The organism is Pseudomonas sp. GM49, assembly GCF_000282355.1.
GTDB lineage: Bacteria > Pseudomonadota > Gammaproteobacteria > Pseudomonadales > Pseudomonadaceae > Aquipseudomonas.
The window spans coordinates 1-12,293 of the sequence record NZ_AKJL01000047.1; the positions used below are offsets into that span (position 1 = coordinate 1).

At 59.4% G+C, this 12,293-nt stretch carries 15 protein-coding genes; 9 read left to right on the plus strand and 6 right to left on the minus strand.

The annotated features are described in order from the left end of the window. From PMI29_RS24595 to PMI29_RS31890, 5 genes are all read right to left on the minus strand, one after another. Positions 1 to 344 (minus strand): class II aldolase/adducin family protein (locus PMI29_RS24595; RefSeq protein ID WP_007994716.1); only part of this gene is annotated, 344 nt, incomplete at its 3' end. Continuing rightward, positions 341 to 1,639, minus strand: a complete 1,299-nt coding sequence (gene otnK, locus PMI29_RS24590) for a 3-oxo-tetronate kinase (protein WP_007994718.1) — start codon at positions 1,637 to 1,639, stop codon at positions 341 to 343. The genes otnK and PMI29_RS24595, both read right to left, overlap by 4 nt. Positions 1,640 to 1,649: 10 nt before the next feature. Then, complete coding sequence (gene ltnD, locus PMI29_RS24585) at positions 1,650 to 2,555, minus strand: L-threonate dehydrogenase (protein ID WP_007994720.1); 906 nt, start codon at positions 2,553 to 2,555, stop codon at positions 1,650 to 1,652. Continuing rightward, positions 2,548 to 2,715 (minus strand): hypothetical protein, encoded by a 168-nt coding sequence (locus PMI29_RS32240; protein WP_007994723.1) that lies wholly within the window; start codon positions 2,713 to 2,715, stop codon positions 2,548 to 2,550. Before PMI29_RS32240 ends, ltnD begins: the two co-directional genes overlap by 8 nt. A 73-nt stretch (positions 2,716 to 2,788) precedes the next feature. After that, complete coding sequence (locus PMI29_RS31890; RefSeq protein ID WP_157221347.1) at positions 2,789 to 3,046, minus strand: hypothetical protein; 258 nt, start codon at positions 3,044 to 3,046, stop codon at positions 2,789 to 2,791. Between the two features lie 74 nt (positions 3,047 to 3,120). Here PMI29_RS31890 and PMI29_RS24580 point away from each other — a divergent pair, with 74 nt between their 5' ends. From PMI29_RS24580 to PMI29_RS24570, 3 genes are read left to right on the plus strand one after another with little or no spacing between them, the layout of a single operon-like run. After that, a complete protein-coding gene (locus PMI29_RS24580; RefSeq protein ID WP_007994724.1) occupies positions 3,121 to 4,440 on the plus strand; it encodes an MFS transporter in 1,320 nt (439 codons plus the stop codon). 24 nt (positions 4,441 to 4,464) lie between these two features. After that, positions 4,465 to 5,217 carry a maleate cis-trans isomerase family protein gene (locus PMI29_RS24575; RefSeq protein ID WP_007994725.1) on the plus strand — a complete coding sequence of 251 codons (753 nt, stop codon included), beginning with the start codon at positions 4,465 to 4,467 and terminating at the stop codon, positions 5,215 to 5,217. A gap of 21 nt (positions 5,218 to 5,238) precedes the next feature. Then, positions 5,239 to 6,156, plus strand: coding sequence for a LysR family transcriptional regulator (locus PMI29_RS24570; RefSeq protein ID WP_007994726.1), 918 nt, complete (start codon positions 5,239 to 5,241; stop codon positions 6,154 to 6,156). Positions 6,157 to 6,160: 4 nt separating this feature from the next. On the opposite strand, the gene PMI29_RS24565 is transcribed toward PMI29_RS24570, so the two are convergent. Next, positions 6,161 to 7,045, minus strand: coding sequence for a LysR family transcriptional regulator (locus PMI29_RS24565; RefSeq protein ID WP_007994727.1), 885 nt, complete (start codon positions 7,043 to 7,045; stop codon positions 6,161 to 6,163). Positions 7,046 to 7,192: 147 nt separating this feature from the next. Here PMI29_RS24565 and PMI29_RS24560 point away from each other — a divergent pair, with 147 nt between their 5' ends. From PMI29_RS24560 to PMI29_RS24545, 6 genes are all read left to right on the plus strand, one after another. Next, the gene (locus PMI29_RS24560) at positions 7,193 to 8,293 is read left to right on the plus strand and encodes an alkene reductase (RefSeq protein WP_007994728.1); all 1,101 of its coding nucleotides are present in this window, start codon (positions 7,193 to 7,195) and stop codon (positions 8,291 to 8,293) included. A gap of 140 nt (positions 8,294 to 8,433) precedes the next feature. Then, the gene (locus tag PMI29_RS24555; protein WP_007994729.1) at positions 8,434 to 9,345 is read left to right on the plus strand and encodes a LysR family transcriptional regulator; all 912 of its coding nucleotides are present in this window, start codon (positions 8,434 to 8,436) and stop codon (positions 9,343 to 9,345) included. A gap of 136 nt (positions 9,346 to 9,481) precedes the next feature. Beyond that, positions 9,482 to 10,240, plus strand: coding sequence for an SDR family oxidoreductase (locus PMI29_RS24550; RefSeq protein WP_007994730.1), 759 nt, complete (start codon positions 9,482 to 9,484; stop codon positions 10,238 to 10,240). 68 nt (positions 10,241 to 10,308) lie between these two features. Next, positions 10,309 to 10,524: a nuclear transport factor 2 family protein gene (locus PMI29_RS32455; RefSeq protein WP_007994732.1), complete on the plus strand. Its 216-nt coding sequence runs from the start codon at positions 10,309 to 10,311 to the stop codon at positions 10,522 to 10,524. 12 nt (positions 10,525 to 10,536) lie between these two features. Continuing rightward, positions 10,537 to 10,710, plus strand: coding sequence for a hypothetical protein (locus PMI29_RS32460; RefSeq protein ID WP_007994733.1), 174 nt, complete (start codon positions 10,537 to 10,539; stop codon positions 10,708 to 10,710). Between the two features lie 208 nt (positions 10,711 to 10,918). Next, entirely contained in the window at positions 10,919 to 12,091 is a 1,173-nt protein-coding gene (locus PMI29_RS24545) for a DUF1624 domain-containing protein (RefSeq protein ID WP_007994735.1), read from the plus strand. Positions 12,092 to 12,293 lie beyond the last annotated feature (202 nt).

A 12,293-nucleotide genomic window follows, 5' to 3' on the forward strand; every position in this document is an offset into this window, starting at 1 on the left:
GGCAGGATGTCGTTCGCCTGCCAGACACCGGCCAGCGTCAACGCCACCAGATGGGTGGAGTGCGTGTGCACCACGCCGCCGACATTCGGATTACGGTCGTAGACCTGGCGGTGCAGCGCCAGGGTCTTTGAAGGCTTGTCACCGGACACCCATTCGCCGGCCAGGTTGACCTTGGCGATGGTCGCCGGATCAAGACGCCCGAGGCACACATCCGTCGGCGTGATCAACCAGCCGTCGTCCAGTCGCGCGCTGATATTGCCGGCGCTGCCGACGGTGTATCCGCGCTCGTAAAGGCTGCGGCCAACCTCACAGATTTCTTCGCGCTGGGCGTTCTCGTTACTCATTGCACATCTCCGGCCTGGGCGAGTTGGTTCAAGGCTTTGCTAAAGAAATCCCGGCCACCGAAGTTGCCCGATTTGAGTGCCAGCGCCAAAGGTTCGTCAGTGCTGCTGACGGTCGCCGGCACACCCGGATCGATCTGCGCGCCGATCTGCAACAGCTGTACACCCAGCGCCTGAACCACTGCGCCCGAGGTTTCGCCACCGGCGATCACAAAGCGGCGTACACCGTTCTGGCGCAAACCTTGGGCAATTTCGCCAAAGGCGTTTTCCACCAGGCTACCGGCCTGCTCGACGCCCAGTTGCTGTTGCACCGACTTGACCTCATCCGGTGAGCAGGTGGCGTAGATCAATACGGTTTGTTGGTTATCACGGGCGAAGGCCAAGGCTTGCGCCACCACCGGCTCCCCCGCCGCCAAGGCCAACGGATCAATCCGCAAGGCTGGCCGACCGGCTTCTAGCCAGGCGGCCACTTGTCCATTGGTGGCGATCGAAGCACTGCCGGCCAACACCACTTCCCCGCCGGACACGGCCGGAAGTTTCGAGGCATCGAGGTCGCGCAGTTTGCCGGCGCGACGGAAGTTTTCCGGAAGCCCCAGCGCCAGCCCCGAACCACCCGTCAACAACGGCAAATCAGCACAGGCCGTACCCAGTGTGTACAGATCGCTGTCCGACAAGGCATCAGCGATGGCCATGCCGACACCCTGAGCCCTCAGTTCGGCGATTCGCGCCCGCACCTGCTCAGCGCCACGGGCAATCGTGTCGTAGCGCAACAGGCCGACATTCAGGCGGGTCTGTGACTGCAGCACTCGAACCAGGTTGGCATCGGTCATCGGCGTCAGCGGGTGGTTCTGCATGCCCGACTCACTGAGCAACTGATCCTGCACAAACAGGTGACCACGAAAGATCGTCCGGCCATTCTCCGGGAACGCCGGGCAGGCCAGAGTAAAGTCGCTACCCAGTGCGTCCAGCAGTGCTTCGCTGACCTGGCCGATATTGCCGGCCGCGGTGGAGTCGAAGGTCGAGCAATACTTGAAAAAAATCTGCTCGCAGCCTTGCTCGCGCAGCCAGGCCAGCGCGGCGAGAGACTGCTCGACTGCTTCGGCGGCCGGGGTGGTACGCGATTTCAGCGCAATAACGATCGCATCGGCATCAAGCCCGGCGGCAACTTCCGCGCTCGGGATACCAATGCTTTGCACGGTGCGCATACCGCCGCGCACCAGCATGTTGGCCAGGTCCGTGGCACCGGTGAAATCGTCGGCGATGCAGCCCAGCAGCGGGCGTGCGGTGGAGGTAGTCATGGGGTGTTCCTCAAACAGGCTCAGGCTTGGCAGTCGGCAATTCGATGCCCGGGAAAATCTTGATCACCGCCGAGTCGTCCTCACGGCCAAATCCGGCACTGGAGGCCTGCATGAACATCTGGTGGGCGGTGGCCGACAGCGGCAGCGGGAATTTGCTGGCCCGGGCGGTATCCAGCACCAGGCCCAGGTCCTTGACGAAAATATCCACCGCGGACAACGGCGTGTAATCAGCCTTGAGAATGTGCGGCACACGGTTTTCGAACATCCAGGAATTACCGGCGCTGTGGGTGATCACCTCATACAGCGCATCGGCATCGACCCCTTCACGCAGGCCCAGCGCCATGGCTTCGGCAGAAGCGGCAATATGCACACCAGCCAGAAGCTGGTTGATGATCTTGACCTTCGACCCCAGGCCATGGACATCACCCAGGCGATAAACCTTGCCGGCCATGCCAGCCAGGATCGACTCAGCCTTGGCATAGGCGTCGGCCGGGCCCGAGGTCATCATGGTCATCTCGCCAGCGGCAGCCTTGGCGGCGCCACCGGAAATCGGTGCATCCAGATACAGCAGGCCCAACGCGGCCAGGCGCTGGCCCAGGTCCACCGCGTAGGTCGGAGCGACTGTGGCGCAGCCGATCACCAGGCTGCCCGGCCGCAGAGAGGCCACGGCCCCACCCTCACCAAACAATACGGTCTCGGTCTGCTCGGCGTTGACCACCACGGTAATGATCACGTCACACTCAGCGGCCATGTGCGACGGTGACGGGCAAGCCACACCGCCCTCCCCGGCGAACTGTTCTGTCACGGCAGAACGCACATCACAGGCATGCACATTAAAACCGCTGCGCAACAACGAGCGGGCAATGCCCAGCCCCATCGCGCCCAGACCGACCACACCGACATTCTTGTTATTCATGGGGTACTCCAGAGGAAAGCAGCGACGGCTTCCACGCCTGCAAGGTGCAGACGTTGGCCGCGTTGTAGATAAGGCCACGGCAGACAGGATCAGCACCGAGCGGATTAACCCGCTGAGTGGCGCTGTCATTCAGGACGGGGGTCGGGTTCTCATTGAACATCAAGGCCATCCTGTTTTTGTCGTGTTATCAGGTTGTCATACCGGCTGGCGTAAATCATCTACCAGTGATCAGATTATGTGAAGTATTTTTTATAAATAACATTTTTTAACACTGCTTTCGCCACACAGAAAGAAAAAGTAGTGAAATGCCCACAAAAGCACTGCCGGTGCGAAGGCAAAGCAGGTCTTTGATAAGGAAAGAGATCAACCAGCCCTCCTGTACTGACTGCAAATCGATCCTGCACCTCCCCACTGCCATCGTCACCCGCGATGGCAGGCTCGTGAATGGCTGATATACGAACTGCTTTTACCTCTCCTAACATCGGGCTCACAGACCACTCGGGTGCCGATCACCTTTCGGCACACGGGCTCCAAGAATAAAAACGCAAACCCGCGAGGTTGAACCATGAAAACCCTAACCGCCAGTTCCACGGCGCAAGCTTCTGTCGTCGACGGAGTCGGTCAACTGACCGCCAACCAGCGTTACGTGACGCTGGGGGGCTCCTGGGCCGCCTGGCTGTTTGATGCCCTGGATGCCACCGTCTTTGGCTTTGTGCTTTTGGCGGTCGCCAAGACCTTCGCCGTCGGCCTGGGCGATGTGGTCTCCACGGTTGCCTGGTTTCTGCTGGCCACCGGTATCGGTGGTTTCTTCCTCGGCAATATTTCCGACAAGATCGGCCGCAAGAAAACCATGATGCTGTCGGTGTTCGTCTATGGCACCGGCACCTTGCTCTGTGCTTTTGCCGACAGCCTGTGGCAGCTCAACGTGTTCCGCTTCTGCGTGGGGATCGCCGTGGGTGGCTTGTGGTCCGCCGCGGCGGCACTGGTGTCGGAGATCTGGCCTGCGGCCGGTCGCGCCAAGGCCTTTGCGGTGATGCAGACCGGCTGGTCGGGTGGAGGTCTGCTGGCAGCGATTTTCGCCTGGAGTTTCCTCGATGGCGGGAATCCCGAATCCTGGAGAAACCTGTTCATCTATGCCTCGATCCCGGCCTATTTCACCCTGGTGTTCATCTGGCTGTTCGTCAAGGAATCGCCGGTCTGGTTGGCCAACCGCGAGTTCATGCGCCGTAACGCCGACAAGGGCCGGCTGATGGAAATCTTCCGTCCGCAATATCTGAAAGTGACCTTGCTGGGCCTGAGCATTTCGGTACTGGGCATGTACGGCTACTGGATCATCACCACCTTCATGCCGGCTTACCTGCAGAGCATTCTGAACGTGCGTATCGATCAGGCTCCGGTGTTTGTCATCTGGATCGGCATCGGCGCCACCATCGGTTACCTGGCCTACGGCTACCTGGCTGAAAGCATCGGTCGTCGCTTGTCGTTCGCGGTGTTTTTTGGCGGTATGGCAATCATGGTGCCGGTGTTTGCCTACTCGGCGACCTTGATGCCATTGACGGACGGCAAGCTGCTGTTCACCACCCAGAACGTCATCGCCCTCGGTTCGCTGGCGGCACTGCTGGGCTTCTTCACCGGTTATTTCAGCGGGTTCGGCGCCTGGTACTCGGAGTTGTTCCCGACCAGCATCCGTTCTACCGCATCGGGTTTCTGTTTCAACTTCGGCCGGGTCGGCGCCATCGCCGGCATCAAGCTGGTCCCGGTGCTGATCCCGTTCATCGGCTTCACCGCCACCATTTCCCTTGCCTCCGTTTCCTACGTCATCGCCGCTGTCATGGTGTTCACGCTGCAGGAAACCAAAGGCGTTCAACTCACCAGCGGCAACTGATCCGACCGTTCAAAGGAAAAACCCATGAAAAATTTTCGTATCGGCCAAATCGTACCCAGCTCCAACACGACGATGGAAACCGAAATCCCGGCCATGCTGACTTCGCGCTACGAACTGTTCCCCGAAGAACATTTCACCTTTCACTCCTCACGCATGCGCATGATGCACGTCAGCCCCGAAGAGCTGAAAAAGATGGACATTGACAGTGACCGTTGCGCGCTGGAACTGAGCGATGCACGGGTGGATGTCATGGCCTATGCCTGCCTGGTGGCGATCATGTGCCAAGGGCCTGGCTATCACACAGTCTCGCAAGAGCGTTTGAGCAAAACCGTGATTTCCAACCGGTCGAACGCTCCGGTACTCAGCTCCGCCGGTGCGCTGATCGACAGCCTGCACATGCTCGACTACAAGAAAATCTCGATCATTACGCCGTACATGAAACCGCTGACCCAGCAGGTCATCGACTATATCGAGGCGGCGGGCATCGAAGTGGTCGATTCCATCAGCCTGGAAGTTTCCGACAACCTTGAAGTCGGTCGTCTGGACCCGATGAACCTGGTGGCCCACGCCGATAAGCTGAATATCGGCCAGGCCGACGGTGTGGTGCTGTCGTGCTGTGTGCAGATGCCTTCACTGCCAGCGATTCAGGTGGTACAGGATCGCCTCGACAAACCGGTGCTGTCGGCGTCGGTCGCCACCGTGTACCAAATGCTGAAAACCCTCGGCCTCGAGGCCAAAGTACCGAACGCCGGCCACCTGTTGTCCGGGGCGTTCTGAGCCAATGCCGAAGGAGGTACTATGCTGGCCATTCAGGCCAAACCGGTACTTCCCATGAAACTCGATCCGGTCTCGTTGCGACTCTTTGTCAGCGTCGTTGAAGAAGGCACCATTGCTGCCGCCGCCAAACGCGAACACATCGCTGCGGCCGCGGTCAGCAAACGGCTGAGCGAACTGGAAGAGCTGCTCGACTCGAAACTGCTCAACCGCACCAACAAAGGCATCACCCCGACCGACGCTGGTCTGTCGCTGCTGTTCATGGCTCGCAGTGCATTGAACAACCTCAATGAAATCGTCGTGCAGATGCGTGACTACTCCCACGGTCGCCGTGGCTCGGTGCATGTCCTGGCCAATATTTCCGCCATCACCCAATTCCTCCCGGGCATGATCAAGTCGTTCACGGAACTGTACCCACTGATCAACATCAGCCTCGAAGAAAAGCAAAGCCTGGCCATCACCAAGGCGGTGTCCGAAAATCGCACCGACATTGGCATCTTCACCCGTCTTCCGCACGGTGCCGATATCGAGGTCTTCCCGTTTCGTACCGATCGCCTGGTGTTACTGGTTCCCCTTGGGCATCCGCTGGCGACACGCCGCTCCGTCAAATTCAGCGACACCCTGGATCACGAATACATCGCCTTGCGCAGCGGCACTCATCTCAATTTTCAGTTGATCAAGGCGGCCAACGACCTGGGGCGTTCGCTGAAAATCCGCATGGAAGTCTCCAGCTACGACGCCCTGTGCCTGATGGTTCAGGCCGGCCTGGGCATTGGCATCATGCCCGAGGGGAGCGCGGCGATTTACAAAATGGACGGTGCAAAGGCGATCAGGCTGGATGAGCCGTGGGCCTCCCGCGAACTCAGCGTGTGCGTGAGGTCGCGAGCGGCGTTGTCGGTCGCCGCGGGATTGTTCCTGGAACACTTGCTCGAAAGGGCGTAAGCGATCAGATGCGCAAGTGTGCACTCATGTAGTCAATGAAAACGCGCAACTTGGGCGAGGCATAACGGCTGGCTGGCCACAGCATCCAGAACACGACCTGGCGGTCAATGTACTCGTCCAGCACTGTGACCAGCCGGCCGCTTTCCAGCGCGTCGCGCACCAGGAAAGTCGGCAGAAAGGCAATCCCCCTGCCCTGGATTGCGGCGTAGGCAAGAGGCTCGATCGTGTTCGACGTCATTGTGGCGGGCAGCACCAGTTCAGCCTCGGAGGGTTCGAGCCGCAGCGGCCAACGTTCCAGCTTTCCCGTTGCGGGGAATTTGTGCTGCAGGCATGAATGGCGTTCCAGTTCACGCGGATACGTGGGTACACCATGTCGCTTGAGATACGTCGGCGATGCCACCAGCACATGTGCGCAGGAACCCAGGCGGCGCGCGGCCAAGCGAGAATCGGTTTGCTCGCCGGTCCGAATCACCGCGTCGAACCCCTCCTCGATCACATCGACCATGCGGTCGCAAAAATCGATATCCAGTTCGACTTCCGGATACCGCTCCATGAACCCGTCAAAGGCCGGCATCATCAGGTCGCCCAGTAGTGGAGAGCCCACGCGAAGTCGCCCACGTGGACTGCCAGCCAGGCCTGACAGCTCGGACTCGGCAGCGGTGACCTCGCTGAGGATGCGGCGGCAGCGCTCAAGGAACAGGGTCCCCTCGGCCGTCAGCGTGATGCTGCGTGTGCTGCGATGAAACAGCCGCACATGCAAGCGCTCCTCCATCCGGGCAATGGTTTTGCCCACGGTCGAGGACGATACCCCCAACTGGCGGGCGGCCTCGGTAAAGCTGCGCGTTTCGGCAACCTGCACGAACATCGAGATGCCATTCAGACTTTCCATCACTTTTCCTGCTTGCTCCGGCAGAACTCCACCAACCAGGCGGGATTACGGAAAAAACATCCGAAATGTTCGGCATCGCGGGATATTTTTCTCCGCGAATTTTACGCCTACATTGCGCCCATCCCACCACTGATAGGTATTGATGTCATGTCCAAACTGCACACGAGCATCCAGATAGGCCCATACCAGATTTCCCATCGCGTCGTTTTGGCGCCACTGACCCGTATGCGTGCCGAGCCGGGTGACATCCCTGGCCCGCTGATGGCCGAGTACTACGCCCAGCGTACCACCGCCGGTGGCCTGCTGATCGGCGAAGCTACTATCGCCGCAGCCAATGGTAATGGCTACCTCGGTGCTCCCGGTTTGTATGACGATAGCCAGATCGCCGGCTGGAAGCTCGTGACCGACGCCGTTCATGCCAAGGGCGGCAAAATCTTTCTGCAGCTCTATCATGCGGGGCGCCAGTCCAACAGCCTCCTGCAGCCGGACGGCGGCCAGCCGGTGGCCCCTTCCATCGTTGACCACGGCGGCCTCGCCTTCACCGAGACTGGCTGGACCCCCGCCAGCCCGGCGCGAGAATTGACCATCGCGGGAATCCGTGGACTGGTGGAAAGCTTCCGCACCGCCGCCGAACGCGGTATCGCAGCCGGATTCGACGGCGTGGAGTTGCACTCGGCCAACGGCTACCTGTTCGATCAGTTCCTGCAGGACGGCAGCAACAAACGTACGGATATCTACGGTGGCTCGTTCGAGAATCGCAGCCGGTTCCTGCTTGAGGCGGTAGAGGCGGTGATTTCTGTCTGGGGGAGTAATCGGGTGGCGGTACGTCTGGGTCCTAGCGGCAACTTCGGCGATATGTCCGACAGCGACCCCATTGGCCTGTTCACCTATGTCGCGCGCGCGCTGAACAAGCTGGACCTCGCCTATCTGCACCTGATCGAGCCACGCATCCTGGGTCTCATCGAAGACGAGCGCCGCGACCAGAATCCGGTGGCGTCCCAACTCATCCGCCAGCACTACAAGGGCACCCTTATCGCGGCAGGCGGCTTCTCCGGTGAATCGGCCAACGCGATCCTCGAGGTCGGCGATGCAGACCTGGTCGCGTTCGGCCGCCACTTCATCGCCAACCCTGACTTGCCGGAGCGCCTGCGCAACGGCTGGCCACTGAACCCGTACGACCGCGAGTCGTTCTTCGGTGGCACGGAAGCGGGTTACACGGACTATCCTTTCCACACTGAAGTTGCGTGATAATTTGCACCACTGGTAACTGGGGCCATAGTGCCCCAGCTGCCTCCCCGCAAAAAATCACTCACCCAAACTGCCGCGTTTCACCGTAGCTTCTGCCAGCGGCCTCAAGGTGCATGCTGGCTGTTGGATGGAGCTAACGCATGAAAGACCTTTTCTCCTACAGGCTTTTCACAAGGGTGGCACGACTGGGCAGCTTTTCGGCCGCGGCACGCGAAGTGGGCCTTTCTCAATCCCAGGTCTCCAGGATTGTGGCCGAGCTCGAAGCCGATCTCGGCACCCTGCTGCTGGCGAGATCGACACGTGCCGTCGTACCGACTGAGGCAGGGGCGGATTTTCTCTCGCGCATGGAACCCATCCTCGCCGCGGTGGAAGAAGCCGAGCAAAGCGTTCGCGGTGGCCTGGAATTGCGTGGGATCGTGCGGATCAGCATGCCAACGAGCATCGGCGTACGGGAAATCATTCCGCGTATAGCGCCGTTCGCAGCGATACACCCCAACCTGCATATCCAGGTGCTGCTCGCCGATCATTGGCAGGATCTGGTGCGCGAAAATATCGATGTAGCGATAAGGCTGGGACGGCTGGTGGACTCCAGTGCTACGAGCCGTCAGATCATGACAATCTCCAGATTCATTCTCGCCTCACCGTCCTACTTGCGCGCCGCAGGGGAGCCGACTACGCCTGAGGACCTGCAATCGCATCGAATCATCGCCGGTCCAGCCTCGACGGTCCCGAGCGGGTGGATGTTCAAACGCGATGGCGAGACCAGGACGATTCAGCTCGAAGCGCACTTCTCGACCGATGAAAACGAGGGTGCTGTCGCGGCGGCAACTGCCGGTTTAGGGATTACATCGACAACGGCCTGGGCGTGTCGGCGGGAGCTTGAAAGCGGTGAACTCGTCGCGCTGCTCACCGATTGGGAAACCGAATCCGTACCGGTGCATGCCTACTTCCCCCACGGCTCGCGTACCCGCAGGGCCGGCCGCGCCCTGATCGAACATCTTGTCGCCAGCCTGCTTGACGATGCCGGCGGTGCTTATGCATCCGACGCATAGAAGATAGCCAGCCACAGCGTCTACTCCGATCCCGCGGAAGCTGCCAGTTTAGCGCCATACCCCGCGACGCAGCGGTCGAGCTGATCGGCCTGGCAGCGTGGCGGACGCCCTGATTTTTTGTTCAAGGAAATCCCTCATGCGCATGACTGGCAACACTATCTTCATCACTGGCGGCGGCTCCGGCATTGGCCGTGGTCTGGCCGAAGCCTTCCACAAACTCGGCAATCAAGTGATCATCTCCGGTCGTCGCAAGGCGCGGTTGCAAGAGACGCTCGACGCCAACCCCGGCATGGCCGCACTTGAACTCGACATCAACGACACGGCCAGCATCCAGGCGGCCGCGCAGCACCTCATCGCCCATTACCCCGAGGTTAATGTGCTGATCAACAATGCCGGCATCATGCTGCTCGATCATGCCGAAGGTCCGGTGGACGATGAGCTTGCCCTGTCGACCGTCACCACCAACCTGCTGGGTCCGATCCGCATGACCTCGGCGCTGGTCGAGCATCTTAAGGCCAAGCCGGATGCGGTCATCGTCAACGTCTCCTCGGTGCTCGGCTTCGTGCCAATGGCCGTGACGGCGGTCTATTCGGCGACCAAGGCCGCGCTGCACTCCTACACCCTGTCGCAGCGCTACCTGCTGCGCGAATACGGCGTCCAGGTGGTCGAGATCGCACCGCCTTGGGTACGCACCGAGTTGCTCGACAGCAGCGAGGAAGAACGCGCCATTCCCCTCGACCAGTTCATTGCCGGAGCCATGGCGCAGTTCGAGAGCGGCGTGGACGAAATCCTTGTCGCGCCCGCCGAGGCGATGCGTGCCAACCCTGGCCCGAACGAGCACGCGTGGGTCAATCAGTTCAACGACATGATTGCAAGCGGACCGGCTTTCGGCTGAGACCACAAAGCGATATTGGGCGACCCTACAGTCGCCCTCCCCTTTACATTGTTAGCAGGAAACAGACCATGACTTCACATACCCCCGCCGAGAACAAGGCCATCGTCCTCGAAGGTTTCGCAACCCTGTTCAATCGCAAGGATCTGGCTGCAGCCGAACGCTTCTGGTCACCCTCCTATATCCAGCACAGTGCTCATGTGCCCCCTGGTCGCGAGGGTCTGTTCAAGTTGGTCGCCGCAGGATCACCCGATATGCGTTACGAATGTCAGTTGGCAGTCGCTTAAGGCGACTTCGTCATGTTGCACGGTCGCTTCACTGGCCTCGGACAGCCGGCGAACTGGGTCGTGGTCGATATCCTGCGCCTTGAGAACGGCGTGATGGTCGAACACTGGGATGTTATTCAGGACGAGGCGACGCGCGAAGGTTCCGCCGGCGGGTACCCAATGTTTGGGGATCAGTTCCCAGGCTAATGCTCCATTAAACAGTCTAAGGAATTCAGGCCGAACTCAGGCGACGCTCGATTGCGGGACGCATTCCTTGAGTTGAAAGAGTCTCGGTAGACAGCTATCAACGCAATCAGGCGGTCGCTTTTGATGAACATGTTATGTTATATCTTTTACAAACATGCACTATCAGTCACCACTGACAGTGCCATCCACTCCCTGCTTGCGACATTCGATGACAACCTCTATTCACATCCCGCCCATCACAAGCTTGAACCAACGCCTGCTGTCCATTGATGCCCTGAGGGGATTGGTAATCCTCCTTATGCTGCTGGATCACGTGCGCGAAACGTTCTTTTTGCACCGTCAAGTAGCAGACCCGATGGACATCGAATCCACTGAGCCGGCGCTATTTTTCAGTCGCACACTTGCCCATTTGTGTGCGCCAGTATTCATACTGCTCACTGGACTTTCCGCTTACCTGTATGGCCAAAAGCACCAGGGCAAGGGCGATGTGTCAGCCTTTTTATTCAAGCGCGGTCTGTTCCTGGTTCTGCTGGAGTTCACCCTGGTGAATTTCGCCTGGACATTTCAGTTCCCGCCTGCGGCAATTTACATGCAAGTGATCTGGGCCATTGGCATATGCATGATTGCCCTGGCCGGACTGGTTTGGTTACCCAAGCCCATTCTGTGCTGCCTGGGTCTGGTGATCGTGGCTGGGCACAACCTGCTGGATAATGTGCACTTCGCGACAGGCTCGCCAGTGCATATACCCTGGGCGATTCTGCATGATCGCGGCTGGATCGATTTCTCCGACAGCTTGCGTCTGCGTACCTCTTATCCTGTGCTTCCCTGGATCGCTGTGATCGCCCTTGGATACAATATCGGCCCTTGGTTTGATGGTCAGGTTTTGGCCGCAGAGCGTCAACGCAATCTGCTGCTTGCAGGGGCCGGGACATTGATCGGATTTGTCGCACTGCGAGCTGTCAATGGTTATGGCGAGGTGCATTGGGTCGCCCATGAAGGCCTCACACAAACCCTCATGAGTTTCTTCAACATTACAAAATACCCACCTTCCCTGCTGTTCCTTTCGCTGACGTTGGGAGTGGGGCTGTTACTGCTTCGTGCCCTGGAACGGGCTCAACAACGCAAGTGGGCCAATGCATTGGCCGTATTTGGCGCGGCGCCGATGTTCTTCTACTTGCTCCACCTTTACGTACTCAAGGCGCTGTATCTGTTCAGCGTGGCGTTGTTCGGATTGAACCAGGGAGTTTTTTTCGGTTTCGACAGCATCTGGGCTGTTTGGCTTACGGCAGTGCTCTTGGCTTTATCCCTGTATTTACCCGTGCGCTGGTTTGCGGCATTGAAGGCACGCCGTCGCGATATCGGATGGCTCAAATACTTCTGATCAAGACGTTTGCTCACAAAAGGGGCCCCTGGAGAGCCTGATGCCAGTCAGTTAAGCGGTAATGCGATCTGTAGCAGCTGCCGAGCCCGCGAGGCTGCGTTCGGCTGCATGGCAGTCGTGAATCCAGCTGACGCGGCCTGCCTGACGTACCGCAATGACTGATTTTACGACTGCTTCGCAGCCGAACGCAGCCTCGCGGGCT

What these genes read in the sequence shown, in the direction of transcription:
- PMI29_RS24575 (WP_007994725.1), top strand. Translation starts at nt 4,465, where the DNA reads ATGAAAAATTTTCGTATCGGCCAAATCGTACCCAGCTCCAACACGACG.
- PMI29_RS24570 (WP_007994726.1), top strand. Translation starts at nt 5,239, where the DNA reads ATGCTGGCCATTCAGGCCAAACCGGTACTTCCCATGAAACTCGATCCG.
- PMI29_RS32460 (WP_007994733.1), top strand. Translation starts at nt 10,537, where the DNA reads ATGTTGCACGGTCGCTTCACTGGCCTCGGACAGCCGGCGAACTGGGTC.
- ltnD (WP_007994720.1), bottom strand. Translation starts at nt 2,555, where the DNA reads ATGAATAACAAGAATGTCGGTGTGGTCGGTCTGGGCGCGATGGGGCTG.
- PMI29_RS24545 (WP_007994735.1), top strand. Translation starts at nt 10,919, where the DNA reads ATGACAACCTCTATTCACATCCCGCCCATCACAAGCTTGAACCAACGC.
- PMI29_RS24555 (WP_007994729.1), top strand. Translation starts at nt 8,434, where the DNA reads ATGAAAGACCTTTTCTCCTACAGGCTTTTCACAAGGGTGGCACGACTG.
- PMI29_RS24560 (WP_007994728.1), top strand. Translation starts at nt 7,193, where the DNA reads ATGTCCAAACTGCACACGAGCATCCAGATAGGCCCATACCAGATTTCC.
- PMI29_RS32240 (WP_007994723.1), bottom strand. Translation starts at nt 2,715, where the DNA reads ATGTTCAATGAGAACCCGACCCCCGTCCTGAATGACAGCGCCACTCAG.
- PMI29_RS32455 (WP_007994732.1), top strand. Translation starts at nt 10,309, where the DNA reads ATGACTTCACATACCCCCGCCGAGAACAAGGCCATCGTCCTCGAAGGT.
- PMI29_RS24565 (WP_007994727.1), bottom strand. Translation starts at nt 7,045, where the DNA reads ATGGAAAGTCTGAATGGCATCTCGATGTTCGTGCAGGTTGCCGAAACG.
- PMI29_RS24580 (WP_007994724.1), top strand. Translation starts at nt 3,121, where the DNA reads ATGAAAACCCTAACCGCCAGTTCCACGGCGCAAGCTTCTGTCGTCGAC.
- otnK (WP_007994718.1), bottom strand. Translation starts at nt 1,639, where the DNA reads ATGACTACCTCCACCGCACGCCCGCTGCTGGGCTGCATCGCCGACGAT.
- PMI29_RS24550 (WP_007994730.1), top strand. Translation starts at nt 9,482, where the DNA reads ATGCGCATGACTGGCAACACTATCTTCATCACTGGCGGCGGCTCCGGC.